This is a genomic window from Variovorax sp. GW821-FHT10B04, from assembly GCF_059415645.1.
In genome coordinates this window covers 94839-113729 of record NZ_JBWKNQ010000003.1, presented here as the reverse complement: position 1 = coordinate 113729, position 18891 = coordinate 94839, and the positions used below count along the sequence as shown (strand labels likewise).

Annotated in this window: 18 protein-coding genes and 1 pseudogene; 5 read left to right on the top strand and 14 right to left on the bottom strand. The window is 68.7% G+C overall.

Annotated elements, in window-relative coordinates; all coding sequences use genetic code 11:
* Positions 1-26: 26 nt before the first annotated feature.
* The 7 genes and pseudogenes from AC07PZ_RS08710 to AC07PZ_RS08680 all read right to left on the bottom strand — a co-directional run bounded on the left by AC07PZ_RS08710 (position 27) and on the right by AC07PZ_RS08680 (position 6713).
* Positions 27-1076, bottom strand: a complete 1050-nt coding sequence (locus AC07PZ_RS08710; RefSeq protein WP_495295151.1) for a DSD1 family PLP-dependent enzyme — start codon at positions 1074-1076, stop codon at positions 27-29.
* A gap of 99 nt (positions 1077-1175) precedes the next feature.
* Positions 1176-2498 (bottom strand): annotated as a pseudogene (gene dsdA, locus AC07PZ_RS08705) (D-serine ammonia-lyase); the annotation flags it as partial.
* A gap of 121 nt (positions 2499-2619) precedes the next feature.
* Entirely contained in the window at positions 2620-3138 is a 519-nt protein-coding gene (locus AC07PZ_RS08700; RefSeq protein WP_495294663.1) for a peptidoglycan DD-metalloendopeptidase family protein, read from the bottom strand.
* Positions 3139-3162: 24 nt separating this feature from the next.
* Positions 3163-4962 carry an ABC transporter ATP-binding protein gene (locus AC07PZ_RS08695; protein WP_495294662.1) on the bottom strand — a complete coding sequence of 600 codons (1800 nt, stop codon included), beginning with the start codon at positions 4960-4962 and terminating at the stop codon, positions 3163-3165.
* 4 nt (positions 4963-4966) lie between these two features.
* Complete coding sequence (locus AC07PZ_RS08690) at positions 4967-5446, bottom strand: CreA family protein (RefSeq protein WP_495294661.1); 480 nt, start codon at positions 5444-5446, stop codon at positions 4967-4969.
* Between the two features lie 7 nt (positions 5447-5453).
* A complete protein-coding gene (locus AC07PZ_RS08685; protein ID WP_495294660.1) occupies positions 5454-5999 on the bottom strand; it encodes an NUDIX hydrolase in 546 nt (181 codons plus the stop codon).
* A 12-nt stretch (positions 6000-6011) separates the two neighbouring features.
* Positions 6012-6713 (bottom strand): fumarylacetoacetate hydrolase family protein, encoded by a 702-nt coding sequence (locus AC07PZ_RS08680; protein WP_495294659.1) that lies wholly within the window; start codon positions 6711-6713, stop codon positions 6012-6014.
* A 93-nt stretch (positions 6714-6806) separates the two neighbouring features.
* On the opposite strand from AC07PZ_RS08680, the gene maiA reads away from it, so the two are divergent.
* Entirely contained in the window at positions 6807-7457 is a 651-nt protein-coding gene (maiA, locus tag AC07PZ_RS08675) for a maleylacetoacetate isomerase (RefSeq protein ID WP_495295150.1), read from the top strand.
* Entirely contained in the window at positions 7457-8230 is a 774-nt protein-coding gene (pgeF, locus tag AC07PZ_RS08670) for a peptidoglycan editing factor PgeF (protein WP_495294658.1), read from the top strand. Before maiA ends, pgeF begins: the two co-directional genes overlap by 1 nt.
* On the opposite strand, the gene AC07PZ_RS08665 is transcribed toward pgeF, so the two are convergent.
* Positions 8162-8452: a hypothetical protein gene (locus AC07PZ_RS08665; RefSeq protein ID WP_495294657.1), complete on the bottom strand. Its 291-nt coding sequence runs from the start codon at positions 8450-8452 to the stop codon at positions 8162-8164. The genes pgeF and AC07PZ_RS08665 overlap by 69 nt on opposite strands.
* 126 nt (positions 8453-8578) lie before the next feature.
* Here AC07PZ_RS08665 and phaC point away from each other — a divergent pair, with 126 nt between their 5' ends.
* Both phaC and AC07PZ_RS08655 read left to right on the top strand, forming a co-directional pair.
* Positions 8579-10297, top strand: a complete 1719-nt coding sequence (gene phaC / locus AC07PZ_RS08660) for a class I poly(R)-hydroxyalkanoic acid synthase (protein WP_495294656.1) — start codon at positions 8579-8581, stop codon at positions 10295-10297.
* Between the two features lie 43 nt (positions 10298-10340).
* Positions 10341-11519: an acetyl-CoA C-acetyltransferase gene (locus AC07PZ_RS08655; RefSeq protein ID WP_495294655.1), complete on the top strand. Its 1179-nt coding sequence runs from the start codon at positions 10341-10343 to the stop codon at positions 11517-11519.
* Positions 11520-11629: 110 nt separating this feature from the next.
* Here the strand turns inward: AC07PZ_RS08655 and AC07PZ_RS08650 are convergent, their stop codons facing one another.
* On the bottom strand, positions 11630-12505 hold the full coding sequence (locus tag AC07PZ_RS08650) for an endonuclease/exonuclease/phosphatase family protein (RefSeq protein ID WP_495294654.1): 876 nt from the start codon (positions 12503-12505) through the stop codon (positions 11630-11632).
* Between the two features lie 164 nt (positions 12506-12669).
* A complete protein-coding gene (locus tag AC07PZ_RS08645) occupies positions 12670-14025 on the bottom strand; it encodes an LLM class flavin-dependent oxidoreductase (protein ID WP_495294653.1) in 1356 nt (451 codons plus the stop codon).
* A gap of 272 nt (positions 14026-14297) precedes the next feature.
* On the opposite strand from AC07PZ_RS08645, the gene AC07PZ_RS08640 reads away from it, so the two are divergent.
* Positions 14298-15104, top strand: a complete 807-nt coding sequence (locus tag AC07PZ_RS08640) for an acid phosphatase (RefSeq protein WP_495294652.1) — start codon at positions 14298-14300, stop codon at positions 15102-15104.
* A 20-nt stretch (positions 15105-15124) separates the two neighbouring features.
* Here the strand turns inward: AC07PZ_RS08640 and AC07PZ_RS08635 are convergent, their stop codons facing one another.
* The 4 genes from AC07PZ_RS08635 to AC07PZ_RS08620 form a co-directional block, all read right to left on the bottom strand.
* On the bottom strand, positions 15125-15718 hold the full coding sequence (locus AC07PZ_RS08635) for a GNAT family N-acetyltransferase (protein WP_495294651.1): 594 nt from the start codon (positions 15716-15718) through the stop codon (positions 15125-15127).
* Positions 15719-15818: 100 nt separating this feature from the next.
* Complete coding sequence (locus AC07PZ_RS08630; protein WP_495294650.1) at positions 15819-17069, bottom strand: acyl-CoA dehydrogenase family protein; 1251 nt, start codon at positions 17067-17069, stop codon at positions 15819-15821.
* A 69-nt stretch (positions 17070-17138) separates the two neighbouring features.
* Entirely contained in the window at positions 17139-17966 is an 828-nt protein-coding gene (locus AC07PZ_RS08625) for a carbohydrate ABC transporter permease (RefSeq protein ID WP_495294649.1), read from the bottom strand.
* Complete coding sequence (locus AC07PZ_RS08620) at positions 17963-18838, bottom strand: carbohydrate ABC transporter permease (RefSeq protein WP_495294648.1); 876 nt, start codon at positions 18836-18838, stop codon at positions 17963-17965. The genes AC07PZ_RS08625 and AC07PZ_RS08620 overlap by 4 nt, the downstream gene beginning before the upstream one ends.
* Positions 18839-18891: the final 53 nt, after the last annotated feature.

Genomic DNA, 18891 nt, shown 5'->3' with positions numbered 1-18891 from the left:
GTCGAGCCGCCGGGTGCGGCGCCTGCTCAGCGGCTCAGCCCGCGCGCCGCGATCGGCCACAGGCTTTCGACACGGCCATCGCGGAACACGACCAGTTCGTCATGCAGGTTCAGCGTCGGGTCGCAATGTCCCGGCACCAGCAGCACGAGGCTGCCGAGCGCGGGCGGCGCCGAGCCGTCGTCCGGCAACTGCAGGATGCCGTGTTCGTCGTTGGCCGCGGTGTAGACGAAGCGCCCGCCCTGGACCGTCGGCAGCCCGGAATCGACCGCGATCGACTTCAGTCCGGCGTCGACCACCGCGCGCGTGGCGTGCGTGCGACTCATCACCTGCGTCGCGATGAACAGGCTGTGCGCAAAGCGGCTCGGCGCGGCGAACTCGTTCTTCGCGTAGTCCGCGTCCATGAAGACGTACGAGCCCGGCTGCAGCTCGGTGTAGACGCCGTTCTCGAGGTCGAACTCGACGCTGCCCGTGCCACCGCCGGTGACCGTTTCGCAGCGGATGCCGCGCTGCGCCAACGCATCGACGAAGGCCGCGGTCCGTTCGCTGGCGCCCCGGGCGGCATCACGGCGCTCGGCATGGCCGCGCAGGTGCTGCAGGCCGCCGTGATAAGCCTGCAGTCCGCCGAAGCGCAGTTGCGGGTGCGCCGCGATGGCGTCGACCAGCATCAGGACGGATGCGACATCGCTCACGCCGCAGCGGTTCTGGCCGATGTCGATCTCGACCAGCACGCGCAGTGTGCTGCCGGCCGCGGCGGTCGCGCGCGCCAGGTCGTCGACCTGCGCAAGGTCGTCGACGCAGATGCTGAAGCGGCCGTGTCGCGCCATCTCGGCCAGCCGGTCGACCTTCGGCCCGGCGATGGTCTCGTTGCTGATGTGGATGTCGCGCACGCCGGCCTGCAGGAAGGGCAGCGCCTCGCTCACCTTCTGGCAGCAGATGCCGACCGCGCCGTGCGCGATCTGCGCCAGCGCGATCGACGGGCACTTGTGCGCCTTGGCGTGCGGCCGCACCGACACGCCGGCAGCGGCGGCCATGTCGCGCATGCGTGCGAGGTTGTGCTCGAAGGCGTCCAGGTCCATCACCAGCGCGGGCGTGTCGACGGCCGCCAGCGGCATGCCGGGCGATGCGGGCGCGGGCCAGGTGGCGCGCGCAAGGTCGTCCAGCCAGCCGGCGCCGCGCAGCCGCCGCGCTTCGGCCTGGAAGCGCGCGTGGGCCTCGGCCGGCACCAACGAACCACCGGTCGACCAGATCACGTGCGTGGCGTTCGGCAAGTACGCATCGAGGCCGTGTGCACGCAGGTAGCGTCGGCCGGCGTCCGAGCCGGTGATCCAGCCGGGGCCGGGAATGCCGGCTGCAGCCGAGGGCTCGAGCTCGATGCCTTCGCTGTCGACCAGGTCGAGCAGCGCGTCGAACAGCTGCGCATCGCTGGCGGTGTAGACGCCGGCCAGCTGGCGCGCCATCAGCGGTGCGACCAGCGGCGATGCCAGGCCCACGGCCAGGCCATCGGCTTCGGTGCGGTTGTCCAGGCCGATGTCGTACACCGACACCGGCGCATCGGTGCCTGCCGCAAGCTGGACCAGCATGCACGGCGAGGCCACGGGTTCCGCGAAGAAGCAATGCACGTGCTCGCCGAACAGCGCCTTCAGCCCGGACGCGATGCCGCCGGGTGCGCCGCCGACCCCGCACGGCAGGTAGACGAACAGCGGATGCACGGCGTCGACCTGGCGTCCGGCGGCTGTCAGTTGCGCAGCGAGTTCCTGCGCCGCGACCGCATAGCCGAGAAAGAGCTGCAGCGAATGTTCGTCGTCGACGAAGTGCGTGTGCGGGTCGGCCAGCGCGGCGGCGCGGCCGGCCGCCACCGCTTCGGCATAGTCGCCCGCATGCTCGACGACCTGCACGCCGTGGCGCCGCAGCCGGTCTTTCTTCCAGGCCTTGGCGTCGGTCGACATGTGGACGACGGCGCGAAAGCCGAGCGCAGCCGCCATCAGTCCGATGCCCATGCCCAGGTTGCCCGTGCTGCCGACCGTGACGGTGTAGTGCGCGAAGCAGTCGCGTGCGGCCGGGGACGCCAGCGCGGTGCGGTCGTCGCCGTCGCCGATCAGGCCGTGCCGCAGCGTGACCGACTCCGCGAAGGCGAGCACCTCATGAAAACCGCCGCGTGCCTTGATCGATCCGGCCACGGGCAATGCATGGTCGGCCTTGAGGAGCCAGGTGCCGTCCCTGGCCGGATCGCTGCCGCGCCGCGCCTGCAGTTTGGCCAAGGGCAGCAACGGCGATTCGATGCGCCCCTGCGTGGCGGCCAAGGCGGGGAACAGCGCCTGCAGCAGGCCGGCGCAGCGCGCCAGGCGCGCGCGTGCGGGCTCGATGTCCGCGGGGGACGGGTTGATGGGCAGATCGGCCGCAGCGGCGTCGGCGTTGAGCCAGAGCAGCGGCGTCTTCTGGCGGAGCGCCTGCAGCAGATCGGCGGGAAGGGGTGGCGAAGGTGGCGCTGGATTTGTCATGCGGCGTGATCTGGGCGTGCGGGCCTGTGGGCTCCGCGCGAGTTCGAGAGACCGACATTCTCCGGCCACGCATGGCAGGCGTGGCCCGCGGCGACATCGATATGTCGTCGCGTCTGCAGCGTCAGCGCGCGCGCCCGCTCAGGTACGGCTCGGGGTCGACGGCGGTGCCCTGCTTGCGGATCTCGAAGTGCAGCTTCACCTTGTCGGTGCCGCTGCTGCCCATCTCGGCGATCTGCTGGCCTTGTTGCACAACGTCCTGTTCCTTGACCAGCAGCTTCCGGTTGTGCGCATAGGCCGTGAGGAAGGTCTCGTTGTGCTTCACGATGATCATGTTGCCGTAGCCGCGCATGTCGCCGCCCGCGTAGACCACCCGGCCGTCGGCCGATGCACGCACCGGATCGCCAGCGTTGCCGCCGATGTCGATGCCCTTGTTGCCCTGGCCGTTGAAGCGCGCGATGGTCGCACCCGCTGCGGGCCGGATGAACTGCTGCTGCGGCCGTGTCGGGTTCGCGCTGGGTGCCGCCTGGCCCGATGCGCCACGTGGCGGCGTGGTGGTGCAGGCGGCAAGTCCGGCGACCGCCAGCGCGATCAGACCGGTGCGGATCAGCGGGAGTGAGGTGCGTGTGTGTCTGGCTTGCATGGCACTTGGAAGGCTGTTGCGGGTTCAGGTTCCCGGCGTGGGCGCCTGGCCGGCCGGCGCGACCAGCCGCTGCAGCAGCGGCTGGCGTGCCAGCACCGCGTCGCGCGGCCCAGCATCGACCACCCGGCCCGCGTCCATCAGCACCACCGTGTCGAAGCGGTCGAGCAGGCTCAACCGGTGGATCGATGCGATCAGGCAGGCTTCGGGAAACGCCTGTGCGATGCGTTCCAGCACGCGTGCCTCGGTGCCCGCATCGAGCGCGCTGGTCGGTTCGTCGAGCAGCAGCAGCGTGCTGCCCTGCGCCGCGAGCACGCCGCGCGCGAGGCACAGCCGCTGGCGCTGGCCGCCCGACAGGTTGAAGCCGCGCTCCGACAGCGGCGTGTCGAGATCGCCGTGCGTGGCCTTCAGCACCTCGTCGAAGGTGCTCACGTGCAGCGCGGCGTCCAGCGCGGCGTCGTCGACCGGCTCGCCGAAGCTCAGGTTCTCGCGCACGCTGGCCTCGAAGACCTCGGTCTCCTGCGGCAGCAGCGTGGCGACATGGCGCAGTTGCGGCCACGGTGCGGCGACGCCGTCGAAGGCGAGCGTGCCGCCCTGCGGTGCATACAGGCCGGCCAGCACGCGCAGCAGCGTGCTCTTGCCGCCGCCGCTCGGGCCCACCAGCGCGACACGCTGGCCGCGGCGCAGGTCGAGCGCGACGTTGTGCAGCCCGCTGCGCTGGCCGCCTTCGGTGCCGGTCGGCGCGCCGCGCGGACGGTAGTTCCAGTCGAGTCCGCGCACTTCGAGCGCCTGCCAATCGGCGCCGACGTCGATGCGCTCGTCGCCCGGCGCCCGGGTCCGCGACGGCGCGTCCCAGATCGGCGCGGCGCTGCCGTAATCGGTGTGCATGCGCGCGAAGAACTGGAAGTTGGCGGCCATCGACGACACCACGCCGGCGGCCTGCTGCGCGTACTGGTAGATCATGAACACGCCGCCCAGCAGCACGGCCTGGCCCGGCGTGCGGGACTGCCAGACGTAGATGACGACCAGGCCCCAGGTCAGCGTCAGGCCCAGCACATCGACCGTGAACCACTTGCCCTCGTTGAGCACCACGGTGCGCTTGAGCGGCAGCGAGATGGCCTGCATCCGCTTGTGCAGCAGCACCCGCGAGGCGGCCGACAGCCGCAGCCCGATCACGGTCGACGCGTTGCCCAGGAAGTCGAGCAGGGCGGCCACATAGCGGCGGTCGGCGTCGTTCTCGGTGCGCGCCAGCCGCATCAGCGCGCGGTCGAAGCGCAGGATGATCGCGGCGATGACCACGTAGCCGGTGATCGCGAGCGCGCCGCTGGTGCGCGACAGCAGCGCCAGCGCCACCAGCGGCCCGATGAAGTTGACGACGTTCGTCAGGTAGATGAACTGGTTCTGCGCGAAGTCCGACAAGGCCTTGCTCGCCTGGTGGACGCGGTGCTGCAGTTCGCCCGAATGGTGGCCGTCGTGCCAGGCCAGCGGCGCGGCGGCGATGCGCCCGTACAGGTCGTCGGCCAGCGACTCGCGCACGCGCAGGCCGACGTTGCGTTCCAGGATGCGTCCCGGCCCGTGCACCAGCCAGGACAGCAGGTAGACCCCGCCCAGCGCGGCGATCCACCGGCCCGCGCCGTCGAAGCTGCCGGTCTGCAGTGCGTTGATCGCCTGCGCCGCAAGCCACGGCATGGTCAGCCGCAGCAGCTGCGAACTGGTCAGCAGCGCGGTCGCGCCGATGAATTCGCGCCGCGCGCCGGCGGCGTAGTGCCACAGCGCCCGATAGAGCTCGAGGATCGCGTTGCCGGGTGCCTTGCTCTCCGCCGTCATCGGCTCACTTCACGGGGATCGGCGTGCCGCGGTCGACGGGCACGGCCGTGATGCTGTTCTGCGGCGAGCCCTCGACCAGCCGGTCGGAATAGGTCAGGTAGACCAGCGTGTTGCGTTTCGGGTCGACCATGCGCACCACACGCAGGCGCTTGAACATGATCGACTGGCGCTCGCTGAAGATCTCCTCGCGCTGGCGCAGCGGCTCGGTGAAGGACACCGGACCGACCTGGCGGCAGGCGATCGAGGCTTCGGCCTTGTCCTCGGCCAGGCCGAAGGCACCCTTCACGCCGCCGGTCTTGGCGCGCGACACGTAGCAGGTCACGCCGCCGACCTTCGGGTCGTCATACGCGTCGATCAGGATCTTGTGATCGGGGCCGATCAGCTTGAAGACGGTGTCGACCTCGCCGACCTGTTCGGCCCGCGCCAGGGTGGCGAAGGCGATGCAGCAGAAAAACAGGGCCAGGAAGGCCGGGCGATGGGTCATGGAGTCCTCAGGCGATGTCGATCTCGTGCACGCGGTCGAAGCTGCCGCGGCGGCGGTCTTCGAAGTAGTGCTCCAGCGTTTCCTTGACGGTGCGGAAGGCGATCTCTTCCCACGGAATTTCTTCTTCGGTGAACAGCCGCGCTTCGATCGTCTCGTGACCGGGGTCGAACTTGTCGCTGAGCAGCCGCGCGCGATAGAACAGGTGGACCTGCCCGACCCGCACCACGCTGATCACCGAATACAGGCCCTCGAGTTCGTACTCGGCACCCGCTTCCTCGTCGGTTTCGCGGGCTGCGCCCTGCGCCGTCGTCTCGTTCAACTCCATGAAGCCGGCCGGCAGCGTCCACTTGCCCCAGCGCGGCTCGATGTTGCGCTTGCACAGGAGAACCCGGTCGCCCAGCACGGGAATCGTGCCGACGACGTTCAGCGGGTTCTCGTAGTGGATGGTGTGGCAGGCCGGGCAGACCGCCCGTTCCTTGGTGTCGCCATCGTCCGGCACGCGGTAGACCACCGCCGTGCCGCAGTTCTTGCAATGCTTGATCGGGACGTGCAAGGGTGCTCTCGCTCAGACGACCTTGACGGTCAGCACCGGCAGGCCCTTGACCTCGCCGACCAGCGTGTCGCCGGCGACCACCGCGGCCACGCCTTCGGGCGTGCCGGTGTAGATCAGGTCGCCCGGCTGCAGCTCCCAGGCGGCCGACAGGTGCTCGATGGTTTCGGCGATGTTCCAGATCAGCTTGGCCACGGTGCTGCGTTGGCGGTCCGTGCCGTTCACCTGCACCGAGATCTCGGCGCTTTCGACGTCGCCTGCCGTCGCGACCGGGACGATCGGGCCGATCGGCGCGCTTTGTTCGTAGGCCTTGCCGATTTCCCAGGGGCGGCCCTGCTTCTTCATGTCGTTCTGCAGGTCGCGGCGCGTCATGTCCAGGCCGACGGCGTAGCCGAAGATATGCTTGTGCGCGTCGGCTGCCAAGATGTCCTTGCCGCCGGTGCCGATCGCGGCCACGAGTTCGATCTCGTGGTGCAGGTTCTTGGTCAGCGAGGGATAGCTGATCTCGCCCGTGGCGCCGTCATCGACCACGACCAGTGCATCGGCCGGCTTCATGAAGAAGAAGGGCGGCTCGCGGCCGGTGAATCCCATCTCCTTCGCGTGTTCTTCGTAGTTGCGGCCCACGCAGTAGATCCGGTGCACCGGAAAACGGGCCTTCTGGCCGGCGACCGGAATGGAAACCACGGCCGGCGGGGGGAAAACGTACTCGGGAGACATCGCGTTCGGTCCTTTTTTCAAGCGAGAACGGCAGTGTGCCAGAGGGCGCGGGCCGATGCTGCATCGACGTGACGGCGCTATGCTCGCCGCATGATGAAGCTGCACAACTACTTCCGGTCGTCCGCCTCCTACCGCGTACGCATCGCGCTGAACCTCAAGGGGCTCGATTACGACTACGTGCCGGTGCACATCGCCCGCGGCGAGCACCTGGTCGAACCGTTCTCGGCGCTGTCGCCGGACCTGCTGGTCCCGCTGCTGGAGGAGGACGAAGCCGATGGCGGCGCGCGCCTCACGCAGTCGCTGGCCATCATCGAATACATCGACGAGCTGCATCCGGCGCCGGCGCTGCTGCCGGCCGATCCGCTGGGCCGCGCCCGCGTCCGTGCGCTCGCGCAGGTCATCGCCTGCGAGACGCACCCGGTCAACAACCTGCGCGTCCTGAAATACCTGACGCGCGAACTCAAGGTCGACGATGCGACCAAGAACGCGTGGTACCGCCACTGGGTCGGCGAAGGCCTGGCCGCCTTCGAGCGCCAACTCGCGCTGCTGCCCACGGGCCGCTACTGCTACGGCGACACGCCCACGCTGGCCGACTGCTGCCTGGTGCCGCAGATCTTCAATGCCCAGCGCTTCAACTGCGACCTGAGCCCCTTCCCGCGGACCATGGCGGCCTACGAGGCCGCGAGCCAGCTCGATGCCTTCCAGCGCGCCCATCCGTCGCGCTGTCCGGACGTCGAAGCCTGATGGCGGTCGCATCGGTTGCATCAGTTGCATCGGTCGATTGGCTGACGCCCGACTGGCCTGCGCCGCCGAACGTGCGCGCGCTGTGCACCACGCGCGGCGGCGGGCAGTCCGCGGCGCCTTACGACAGTTTCAATCTCGGCGATCACGTGGGAGATCGGCCGGCGCATGTCGCCGCCAACCGCGCGCGGCTGCGCGAGGCGATGGGCGCAGATCCCGTGTTCCTGCAGCAGGTGCACGGCACCGCGGTGGCCATGCTCGATCTGCCGACGCCCGATGGCACCGTCGCCGATGCGTGCACGGCGACGCGGCCGGGCGTGGCCTGCACGATCATGGTGGCCGACTGCCTGCCGGTGCTGTTCGCCGACGCTTCGGGCGCACGCGTGGCGGCGGCGCATGCCGGATGGCGCGGCCTGGCGGCGGGCGTGCTGGAGCAGACGCTGACCAGTTTCGACCGGGCTGGCGCGCAGCCGATGGCGTGGCTCGGGCCGTGCATCGGGCCGAACGCCTTCGAGGTCGGCGACGAGGTCAAGGCCGCATTCGAATCCGGATCCGCCGAAGCGGCGGCCTGCTTCCGGCCGACCGGTTCGCCAGGCAAGTGGTGGGCCGATCTGCCTGCACTCGCCCGGCAACGCCTGCATGCAGCGGGCGTGACGCAGATCCATGGCAATGACGGCAGCGACGCCTGGTGCACCGTGCGCAATCCGCTACGTTTCTTTTCCCACCGGCGCGACCGGCTCAGCGGGCGCTTCGCTGCCTGCATCTGGCTGGCCTGAAGCCGCACTGCGGCGTGCGGCCTCCTGTGCCGCGAGTTCCCGCGCCTTCAGCGCGCGGCGCCTGGCGGGCGTGCCCAGCAGGTACAGCACCAGCGCCATCGGCGCCAAACCGTACAGAACGAAAGTGACGATCGCGCCGAGCACCGTGCCGGTGGTGTTCGTGGCTTCGGCCACGGCCATCATCAAGGCCACGTAAAGCCAGCCGATCACGACGATGTACATGGGCGCGGAACCAGGGTTGGAACGGGGTTGAAATAGAGGGAGAAACGAGGTTTCGGCGTTGTGGGCGTCAGACGAATGCAGCATACTCAAAAACAGTCCAGACCCAGGCGAGGAACAGGAGACTCCATGACACAGCAGGCCAAGATGGCAGAGGCCTTTGCGCCGTTCCAGCAGGCGTTGACACAGGGATGGGGCAAGGCGCTCGAGTCCTTCCGATCGATGAATGCGGACATGCCCGGTGCCGGTGCCTGGGGCGCGCCGCCGCAGATGCCGAAGTTCTCGTTCGCGCAGGACAAGCTCGATGGCATCCGCGACCAGTACCTGGCCGATGCCGCCGAACTCTGGCAGCAGGGCTTTGCGGCCAAGCCTGCGGGCGACAAGCGCTTCGCGGCCGAAGCCTGGCACAGCAACCCGATGTCGTCCTTCGCCGCGGCTGCGTACCTGCTCAATGCGCGCACGCTGCTCGGCATGGTCGATGCCGTCGAAACCGATGCGAAGACCCGCGCGCGCCTGCGTTTCGCGGTCGAGCAGTGGATGGCGGCCACCGCGCCCAGCAACTCGCTCGCGCTCAATGCCGACGCACAGAAGAAAGCACTCGACACCCAGGGCGAGAGCATCGCCAAGGGCATGCAGAACCTGCTGAAGGACATGCAGCAGGGCCATGTCAGCATGACCGACGAAAGCGCGTTCGAGGTCGGCCGCAACGTGGCGACGACCGAAGGCGCGGTGGTGTTCGAGAACGAACTGTTCCAGCTGCTCGAATACAAGCCGCTCACGGCCAAGGTCCACGAGCGGCCGTTCCTGCTGGTGCCGCCCTGCATCAACAAGTTCTACATCCTCGACCTGCAGCCGACGAACTCGCTGATCCGCTATGCGGTGTCGCAGGGGCACCGGGTGTTCGTCGTGAGCTGGCGCAATCCCGACGACTCGCTGCGCGACGCCACCTGGGACGACTACATCGAGAACGCCGCGATCAAGGCGATCCACGTCGTGCAGGAGATCGGCGGCACCGAGCAGATCAACACGCTGGGGTTCTGCGTCGGCGGCACGATCCTGAGCACCGCCCTCGCCGTGCTGGCCGCCCGCGGCGAGAAGCCCGCGGCGTCGGTCACGCTGCTGACCACGCTGCTCGACTTCCGCGACACCGGCATCCTCGACATCTTCATCGACGAGCCGATGGTGGCGTTTCGCGAACTGCAGATGGGCAAGGGCGGCATGCTGCCCGGCGGCGACCTGGCCTCGACCTTCAGCTTCCTGCGGCCGAACGACCTGGTCTGGAACTACGTCGTCGGCAACTACCTCAAGGGCGAGACGCCGCCACCCTTCGACCTGCTCTACTGGAACAGCGACGCGACCAACCTGCCGGGCCCGTTCTACGCCTGGTACCTGCGCAACACCTACCTCGAGAACAAGCTGGCCCAGCCGGACGCGGTGACGGTCTGCGGCGAAAAGGTCGACCTCGGCCGGATCGACGTGCCGGCGTACATCTACGGCTCGCGCGAAGACCACATCGTGCCGATCGGCGGCGCCTACGCCTCGACGCAGCTGCTGTCGGGGCCGCGGCGCTTCGTGATGGGTGCGTCGGGCCACATCGCCGGCGTGATCAATCCGCCGGCCAACAAGAAGCGCAGCCACTGGATCCGCGCAGACGGCCGGCTGCCGGCCGCGCAGGCAGAATGGCTGGCTGGCGCGACCGAGCATCCGGGCAGTTGGTGGACCGACTGGTCCGACTGGCTCAAGGGGCACGGCGGCAAGCTGATCGCCGCCCCCAAGACCTACGGCAAGGCGCGCCGCTACAAGGCTGCCGAGCCGGCACCGGGCCGCTACGTCAAGGTGCGCGCCTGAAGACAACCGACGCCTTTCGCGTCAGCAACACAGAGAGATCGTTATGGAAGACATCGTCATCGTTTCGGCCGCACGCACGGCCGTCGGCAAGTTCGGCGGATCGCTCGCCGGCATCCCGGCCACCGAACTGGGCGCCACCGTCATCAAGGAAGTGCTGCGTCGCGCCAATGTGGGCGTCGACCAGATCGGTGAGGTCATCATGGGCCAGGTGCTCACCGCCGGTGTCGGCCAGAACCCGGCGCGCCAGGCGCTGCTGAAAGCCGGCATCGTGCGCGAGACGCCGGGGCTGACCATCAACGCCGTGTGCGGCTCCGGCCTGAAGGCCGTGATGCTGGCGGCACAGGCGATCGCCACCGGCGACAGCGAGATCGTGGTCGCCGGTGGCCAGGAAAGCATGAGCCTGGCGCCGCACGTGCTGCCGAACTCCCGCAACGGCCAGCGCATGGGCGACTGGAAGCTGGTCGACACGATGATCGTCGACGGCCTCTGGGACGTCTACGGCCAGTACCACATGGGCATCACGGCCGAGAACGTGGCCAAGAAGTACGAGATCAGCCGCGCCGCGCAGGACGAGCTGGCTTTCGGCAGCCAGACCAAGGCCGCTGCCGCGCAGGACGCCGGCAGGTTCAAGGACGAGATCGTCGGCGTGAGCATTCCGCAGAAGAAGGGCAACCCGCTCGTCTTCGATGCCGACGAGTTCATCAACCGCAAGAGCACGGCCGAAGCGCTGGCCGGCCTGCGCCCCGCCTTCGACAAGGCCGGTGGCGTGACGGCCGGCAACGCGTCGGGCCTGAACGACGGCGCGGCGGCAGTGCTGGTGATGACGGCCAAGAAGGCCGCGTCGCTCGGCCTCACGCCGCTCGGCCGCATCGCGAGCTATGCGACGGCGGGTCTCGATCCCGCGATCATGGGCATGGGCCCGGTGCCGGCTTCGACCAAGGCGCTGCAGCGCGCCGGCTGGAAGGCCGCCGACCTCGACCTGCTCGAGATCAACGAGGCCTTCGCGGCGCAGGCCTGCGCGGTGAACCGCGAGATGGGCTGGGACGTGAACAAGGTCAACGTGAACGGCGGTGCCATCGCCATCGGCCACCCGATCGGTGCGTCCGGCTGCCGCATCCTGGTGACGCTGCTGCACGAGATGCAGCGCCGCGATGCCAAGAAGGGCATCGCATCGCTGTGCATCGGCGGCGGCATGGGCGTGGCGCTGACGATCGAGCGCTGAGCTTGCGCGCACTCGCGATGTCGCTCGCCATGTCGCGAGTGCGCCGCTGACCGGGAAGCCGCGCGTCGTCGCGGCTTTTTCATGGGCGCTGTGTGCGCCCGTCACGCCGCCTAGCGAAGCTCGACCAACACCGGCTGGTGGTCCGAGGCGCGCGTCTGCCCGTCGACCTCGACGCGTCGCACGCGCGGTGCGAGCGTGTCGCTGACGAAGACGAAATCGCAGGCGACCGGCTCGGGGCCGTATTGGCGATCGAAGAGTCGGAAGGTCGGCGCATGCGGTGTCCGGCCGTGCACCAGCGGCCAGGCATCGTGCAGGCTCTGGTGGGCGGCCGGTGTGGCGCTGGGCGCGTCTTCGACCGGGAACGGCCGCTGCAGCACCAGGTACTCGGGTTCGGCCGGACCGAGATTGAAGTCACCGCAGAGGATGGCATGCGGCGTGTGCGTCTTGCGCTGGAACGGCGACCGGCTGTCGTCGTCCAGCGGCGGCGCCGCGGCGCGTGCGCAGGCTTCCGCATGCAGCTCGCGCAGGGCCCAGGCCTGCGACATGCGCTGCACGCGCGAGTAGTACTCGAGATGCGTCGTCATCAGCCGGACGGCGCCGAGCGACGGGTCCTGCACGGTCACGGTGGTGCACATGCGCGGCATGCTGCGCACGCCCGCGTCGGCCGGCCACGGCAGTGCATGGTGCTGCACCTGCAACACGGGCAGGCGCGTTGCGATCAGGTTGCCGAAGCGCTGGCGATGGCCCTGGCCATCGAACTCGTCGACTGCGGCGCCGAAGAACAACTGAAAGCCGGGCAGCAGCGCCTGCAGTTCGGCCGGCTGGTCGCCTGGCGCGCCGGGCATGTGCGCGTAGCCCGAGGCAATCTCCTGCAGGCACAGCACGTCGAAATCGGCCATGGCACGTGCGCCTTCGACGATGCGCTGCACGCTCACCTGGCCATCGAGGCCGCAGCACCACTGCGTGTTCCAAGTCACAACTTGCATAGACCCATGAGCTCGTTGATGTATCAGCGAAACATTGTCTTCAACAAATATGTAAGTCGTGGCGGTGACGCGCGCCGACCAGGACGTCGGTGGCGATGCCTGGCATGGCTTGCGAACCCTGGATTCGTGGGTTCCGAGAATCGAGCGCTTTCTTTCCGGACGTGTCAGGCGGCGACGCGCACAGGCTGCGGGAGTCCTGCGGCGTGCGCGGGCCGCGCCAGGCCAAGATGGCCGCGCAGCGTGCTGCCGTCGTAGTCGGTGCGAAAGATGCCGCGCCGCTGGAGGAGCGGCACGACCTCGTCCACGAACTCCTGCAGTCCGTCGGGCAGCACGCCCGGCATCAGGTTGAAGCCATCCGCGGCACCGGCATGGAACCAGTGCGCGATGTCGTCGGCAACCTGCTCGGGTGTGCCCACGATCTCTCGGTGCCCGCCGCCGCCGGCCAGTTCGCGCAGGATCTGGCGCACGGTGAGCCGCCCCTGCCGTGCCCGGCCGACGATCGCATGGAAGAAGGTGTGGCCGCCGTTGCCGTTGTTGGGCAGCGGCAGGTCGTCGGGCAACCGGTCGTCCAGCGCGAGCCGGTCGGGCGGAACGCCGAGTCGGGCGGCCAGGCGGCCCAGGCTCTGTTCCAGCGGGATCAGTTCGATCAGCTCGCGGTGCCGGCGGCGTGCCTCGGCCTCGGTGCCGCCGAGGAAGGTACCGAGTCCGGGGAACACGCGAATGGCGTTCTTGCCGCGTCCGTGCGCCTCGGCGCGCTGGTTGAGATCGCGGGCGTAGGCGAGCGCTTCGTCGAACGATTGCGAGGCCGAGAACACGGCCTCGGCGTGTCGTGCCGCCAGTTCGCGCCCGTCCGCCGATCCACCGGCCTGCACCAGCACCGGCTGGCCCTGCGGTGAGCGCGGCAGGCCGAGCGTGCCTTGCACCGCGAAGAACTCGCCGCGGTGCGTGGTCGGATGCAGCCGGGCCAGGTCGACGAGGCGGCCGCCGGCCTTGTCACCGATGAAGGCCTCGTCGTCCCAGCTGTTCCAGAGCGACTTGACGATGCCGGTGAACTCGGCCGCGCGGCGGTAGCGCGTCGCGTGGTCGGGCACGGCGTCCAGGCCGTAGGCGCGCGCCGAGCCCGGGTCGGCCGTGGTCACCACGTTCCAGCCGATGCGGCCGCCGCTCATGAGGTCCAGCGTCGCGAAACGGCGCGCGATGTTGTAGGGCTCGTTGTAGCTGGTCGAGGCCGTGGCGATCAGGCCCACATGCGAGGTGGCGCCGGCCATGGCCGCCAGCAGCACGGTCGGTTCGAGCGCGGTCACCGGACCGGTGCCGAGACCGTCGGTCGACACGCTGTCGGCCAGGAAGACCGCATCGAACTTGCCCGCTTCCGCGATGCGCGCGATGCGGACGTAGTGCTGCACATCGGTGAAGGCGCGTGGGTCGCTGTTCGGCGTGCACCAGGCCGAGGCCGCGAAGCCCGAGAGCCAGGCGTTGACGTTGAGGTGGAGTTGGCGAGGCGGGGATGTTGCTGTCATGGGAAGGCGCGTGAGGGCGCGATCCACGGCGCGGCCGTCGAATCGCGGCCGCCAAGTTACCGGTCGAGGCCGCATCGGCAAACGACTTTGTCCAAGTAAGCAAATGAGGTCTTCATCGCACGCCTTTCCAGCGATGCAGAAGGATGGCGTCCGGCGTCTAGACTGACCTTTTCTCGAGGATGTGAATGAAGAAAACGGCCATGTGTTCGAAGGACGGGGCAGTCGTCGCCCGGGCGGCATGCGTTGCAGGGGCCGCTGTGCTCGCGGCTGTCTTGACGGCCTGTGCGGCGGGCCCCGCAGGAAAGGCACCGACGACCGACCCGGCCGAAGTCGGCGAGATCTGGCCCGGCTATGGCGTCCTCAAGGGCTATCTGGCGCCTTCGGAACTGCCCGACAGCCTGGCGCTGCTGCCTGCGCCACCGGCCGAAGGAAGCGCCGCGTTCGCGGACGACCGTGCCAGCTTCGTCGAACTCACGGCATTGCAGCCGACCCCACGCGGGAACCTGGCGAGGCAGGACGCGAAGCACGCTTATCCCGAAGCGCTCGGCGCGTTTTCCTGCGCCCTGGGCGTGGAGATTTCCGCGACGCGGATGCCCAGCCTGGCGATGCTGATGCGTCGAACGCAAGGCGATGCGAGTCTTGCGCCCTATGCGGCCAAGGACCACTACAAGCGGGCTCGGCCCTTCGTCACCCTGCAGGCGGCGAGCTGCACGCCGGGCGACGAAGCCTCGCTCGCAACCGATGGCTCCTATCCCTCGGGCCATGCGTCCGTGGGCTGGACCTGGGCGCTGGTGCTGGCCGAGGTCGCGCCGGAACGCAGCGACGCCATCCTGCAGCGTGGTCGTGCCTACTCGCAGAGCCGTGCGATCTGCGGCGTGCATTGGAAGAGCGACATCGAAGCCGGTCGCCTGGTGGGTGCGGCGACCGTGGCCCGCTTGCACGGCAATCCGGCCTTCGTGGCGCAACTGGATGCGGCCCGCCACGAGGTGGCCGTTGCGCGCAGCAACGGTGTGCGACCGGCGGCCGATTGCGCGGTGGAGGCCGAGGCGCTGACGTCCAGCATGCGCCTGTCGCCCTGAACGCTTGCATTCAGCCGCGGTCAGCCGAGCGCGATCAGCCTTTCCTTCACCTCGGGCCACTCGTCGTCGATGATGCTGAAGCGCACGGAGTTGCGCTTGCGGCCGTCCGGCATGATGCGTTCGTGCCGCACGATGCCTTCCTGCCGGGCACCCAGGCGCAGGATGGCGTTGCGCGAGCGCGTGTTGATCTCGTCCGTCGTGAACTGCACGCGCACGCATCCCAGCGTCTCGAACGCATACCGCAGCATCAGGTACTTGGCCTCGGTATTCACGAAGCTGCGTTGCCAGCGGGCGGCCAGCCAGGTGCTGCCGATCTCGAGCTTCCGGTTCTTGTGGTCGATCTTCCAGAAGCGGGTCGAGCCGATCACTTCGCCGCTGTCGGCCAGCACGGTGGCAAAGGGCATCACGCTGCCGTGCTCCCGGCCGGCGATCGCCTGGCGCAGATAGTCCGCCACGGTTTCTGCGGAAGGCACCACGGTGAAGGGCAGCTCCCACAGCCGGCCGTCCGACGCCGCGCGCACCAGCGCATCGGCATCTTCTTCCTGCAGGGGCCGCAGCCGTATGCGTGGGCCGGCGAGGGTGTTCAGGAGATCGTGCGGTGCGGATGGCGCCATTGCCTTCTCGGATCGGGAGAGTGGACGGATGCCCGCATGTTCGCCGATCTGTGCTGGATGACGGCGCCGCCTGCCGGCTGACGCGTCCGCTCTCGCGGTCTCAGGCCTTGCCGACGCGGTAGTACGTGGGCGGCGGCGTGCCATTGACCGCGAAGGCGCCGATCTGGCGTTCGCGGTACACGCGCGGGTTGTGCGAGGAGATCGTGCGCGCATTGCGCCAGTAGCGGTCCAGGCCGGCGGGCCGCAGCGCAGCGGAGGCGCCCAGCGCGTCGAAGAGCTCGGTGCTCGCCTCGAGCACCAGCCGCGTGATGACGCTCACCGCCTGGTCGACTTCGACGTGCGCTTCGATGTTGGCGCGCTCGCGCTCTTCCGGGCTCGCGTCGTCGCGCGTGTTGGCTTCCAGGCTGCGCTGCAGCGAAGCAGCGGTCAGCTGCGCGATCGCCCCGGCGCCGAAGGCTGCGGCACGCACACGGCCCACCACCTGCAGGATCTGCGGGTCCTCCGAGACGCGCGCTGCATTGCCGTGGCTGTAGGAGCGCTCGCGCTGGCGAACGCGTTCGGCCACATCGTCGGCGAGCGCGCGGCCGATGCCGGCCAGCGAAGCCAGGTGCACCAGCTGGAAGAAGGGCGTGGCGTAAGGGAAGCGCGTATTCACCGGGTTGATCCATTCCGGATCGACCGCCACGTCGACGAAGCGTGCGGTTCCGCTGGCCGTCAGCGCCTGGCCGAAGCCGTTCCAGTCGTCGACCACTTCGACGCCGGGCGCCGAACGCGGCACCTGGAGGTAGACCACCTCACCAGCATCGTCGTCGGCGACCACGTTGATCCAGTCGGCGAAGAGCGAGCCCGTCGTGTAGAACTTCTGCCCGTCCAGGCGCAGCCCGCGCGCGTCACGCCGCAGCCGGGTCGAAAAGCTGCCGACCTTGGCTTCGCCCACTTCGGACGCACCCGAGCCGATCAGATCGCCCTGCGCCAGCTTGTCGAGCCAGCGTGCCCGCCAGGTCTGCTCGCGCGAGTTCAACACGTCTTCGACGAAGCCCAGATGCGCGCGCAGCGCATTGACCACGTTGGTGTCGGCGGCGCCCAGTTCGACCAGCAGGCCGAAGAGTTCGGTGAGCGTCGCGCCCTGGCCACCGAATTCGCGGGGAAGGCGTATGCGCGGGAAGCCGGCCTCGCGCAGCCAGTTGATTTCCTGGTGCGGCAGGCGCCGAGTCAGATCGCGCTCGACCGCGCCCTCGCGAATGCGCGCGAAGACCGGGCGCAGCGGCGCGGCCAATGCTTCATAGCGGGAACTGGGCGGCGCACCCCATGGATGGGTCGTGTCGGAAGATGGGGAGATGGTGTTTGTCATGCGCGAACGATTGTTCGCGATGCGTGCCGCGGCAAGAAGGAACGATCGCGCGCTTGCATATGCGATCTTTCACTTGATCCCCGCGCGCATGAAACTCTGGACGAACTGGCGTTGAAAGAGCAGGAAGGCGACCAGCAGCGGTGCCGACGTCATCAGCGTCGCGGCCGTGATGATCGACCAGTCGATGCCCTGGTCGACCGACGAGAACACCTGCAGCCCGACCGTGAGCGGACGGGCGTTCACGCTGTTCGTGACGATCAGCGGCCACAGGAAGTTGTTCCAGTGGTAGCTCACCGACACCAGCCCGAAGGCCACGTAGATCGGGCGGGCCAGCGGCACGTAGACGCGCCAGAGAATCTGCATCGCGCTGGCGCCTTCCATCCGTGCGGCCTCGTCGAGCTCCTTCGGAATGCCGAGGAAGGTCTGGCGCAACAGGAAGATGGCGAGCGCCGACGCGAAGTAGGGCAGCCCGATGGCGAACAGCGAATCGACGATGCCGAGCTGCGCCATCGTGCGGTAGTTCTCGACCAGCAGCAGGTCGGGCATCACGGTGAGCTGCACCAGGACCAGCGCGAAGGCGATGTTCCGGCCGGGGAATTCGTAGCGCGCGAACGCATAGGCGGCGAGCGTGCTCAGCACGAGCTGGGCCGCCAGGATCATCACGACCAGCACGGTCGTGTTGAAGAAGTAGCGTGCGAAGGGCGCGGCGTCCCAGGCGCGTGCGAAGTTGTCCAGCGTGAGCGGTGCGCCGAGTGCCAGCCGCGCCGCGTACTCGGACGGATGGAATGCGGTCCACAGCGTGTAGACCAGCGGGAGAATCCACAGCAGCGCCAGCAGCCAGGCTGCTGCCGTATCGATCCAGGTCGGCGCGTTGTAGGCGATGCGTCGTGAGCTCACTGGTAATGCACCTTGCGATCGAGAACGAAGAACTGCAGCAGGGTGACGCCCACCAGTGCGGCGATCAGCACGACCGTGATGGCCGACGCGTAGCCCGTGTCCCAGAACTTGAAGCCGACCTCGTACAGGTGATAGAGCAGCAGCGTGGACGCGTTGTCGGGCCCGCCGCGCGTGAGCGCGAACAGGTGGTCGATCATGCGGAAGGCGTTGATCACGCAGTTGATGAGCACGAAGAGCGTGGTCGGCATCAGCAGCGGCCATTGCACGCGCCGGAAGAAGAACCAGCGCGACGCGCCTTCGATGGCGGCCGCTTCGCGCAGGCTCGGGTTGAGCGACTGCAGCGCGGCCAGGTAGAAGATCATGAAGAAGCCGGCTTCCTTCCATACCGCGACCAGCGTCACGCAGGCCAGGGCGGTGCGCGGGTCGCCGAGCCAGTTGTGCGAAGGGAGGCCGAACAGGCCCGAGACCTGTTCGAGCAAGCCGTACTGCGGCGTGTAGAAGAACAGCCAGATGTTCGCGACCGCGATCATCGGCAGCACGGTGGGCGTGAAGTACGCCATCCGCAGAAAGGTCCGGCCGGGAATGCGCTCGTTCACCCACAGCGCCATCGCCAGCGCCAGGCCGATCGACAACGGAATGGTCGCCGCCGCGAACCAGAGGTTGTTGACGGCCGCCTGCCAGAACACCGGGTCGTCGAGCATGACCTGGTAATTCTCCAGGCCGACCCACAGCGGCGGCCGGCCGCCCTTGGGCGTCGACTGGAAGCTGTGGATCAGCGTGGCGACCGTCGGCCAGTGCGTGAAGGCCAGCAGGATGAGCAGTGCAGGCAGCAGCAACAGCCAGGCGGCATGGTTATGACCACGACCATTCATGTCGACAGGATCCTTTCGTGAAACACCGCGGAACCGGCTTTGCCGGGCCGCTG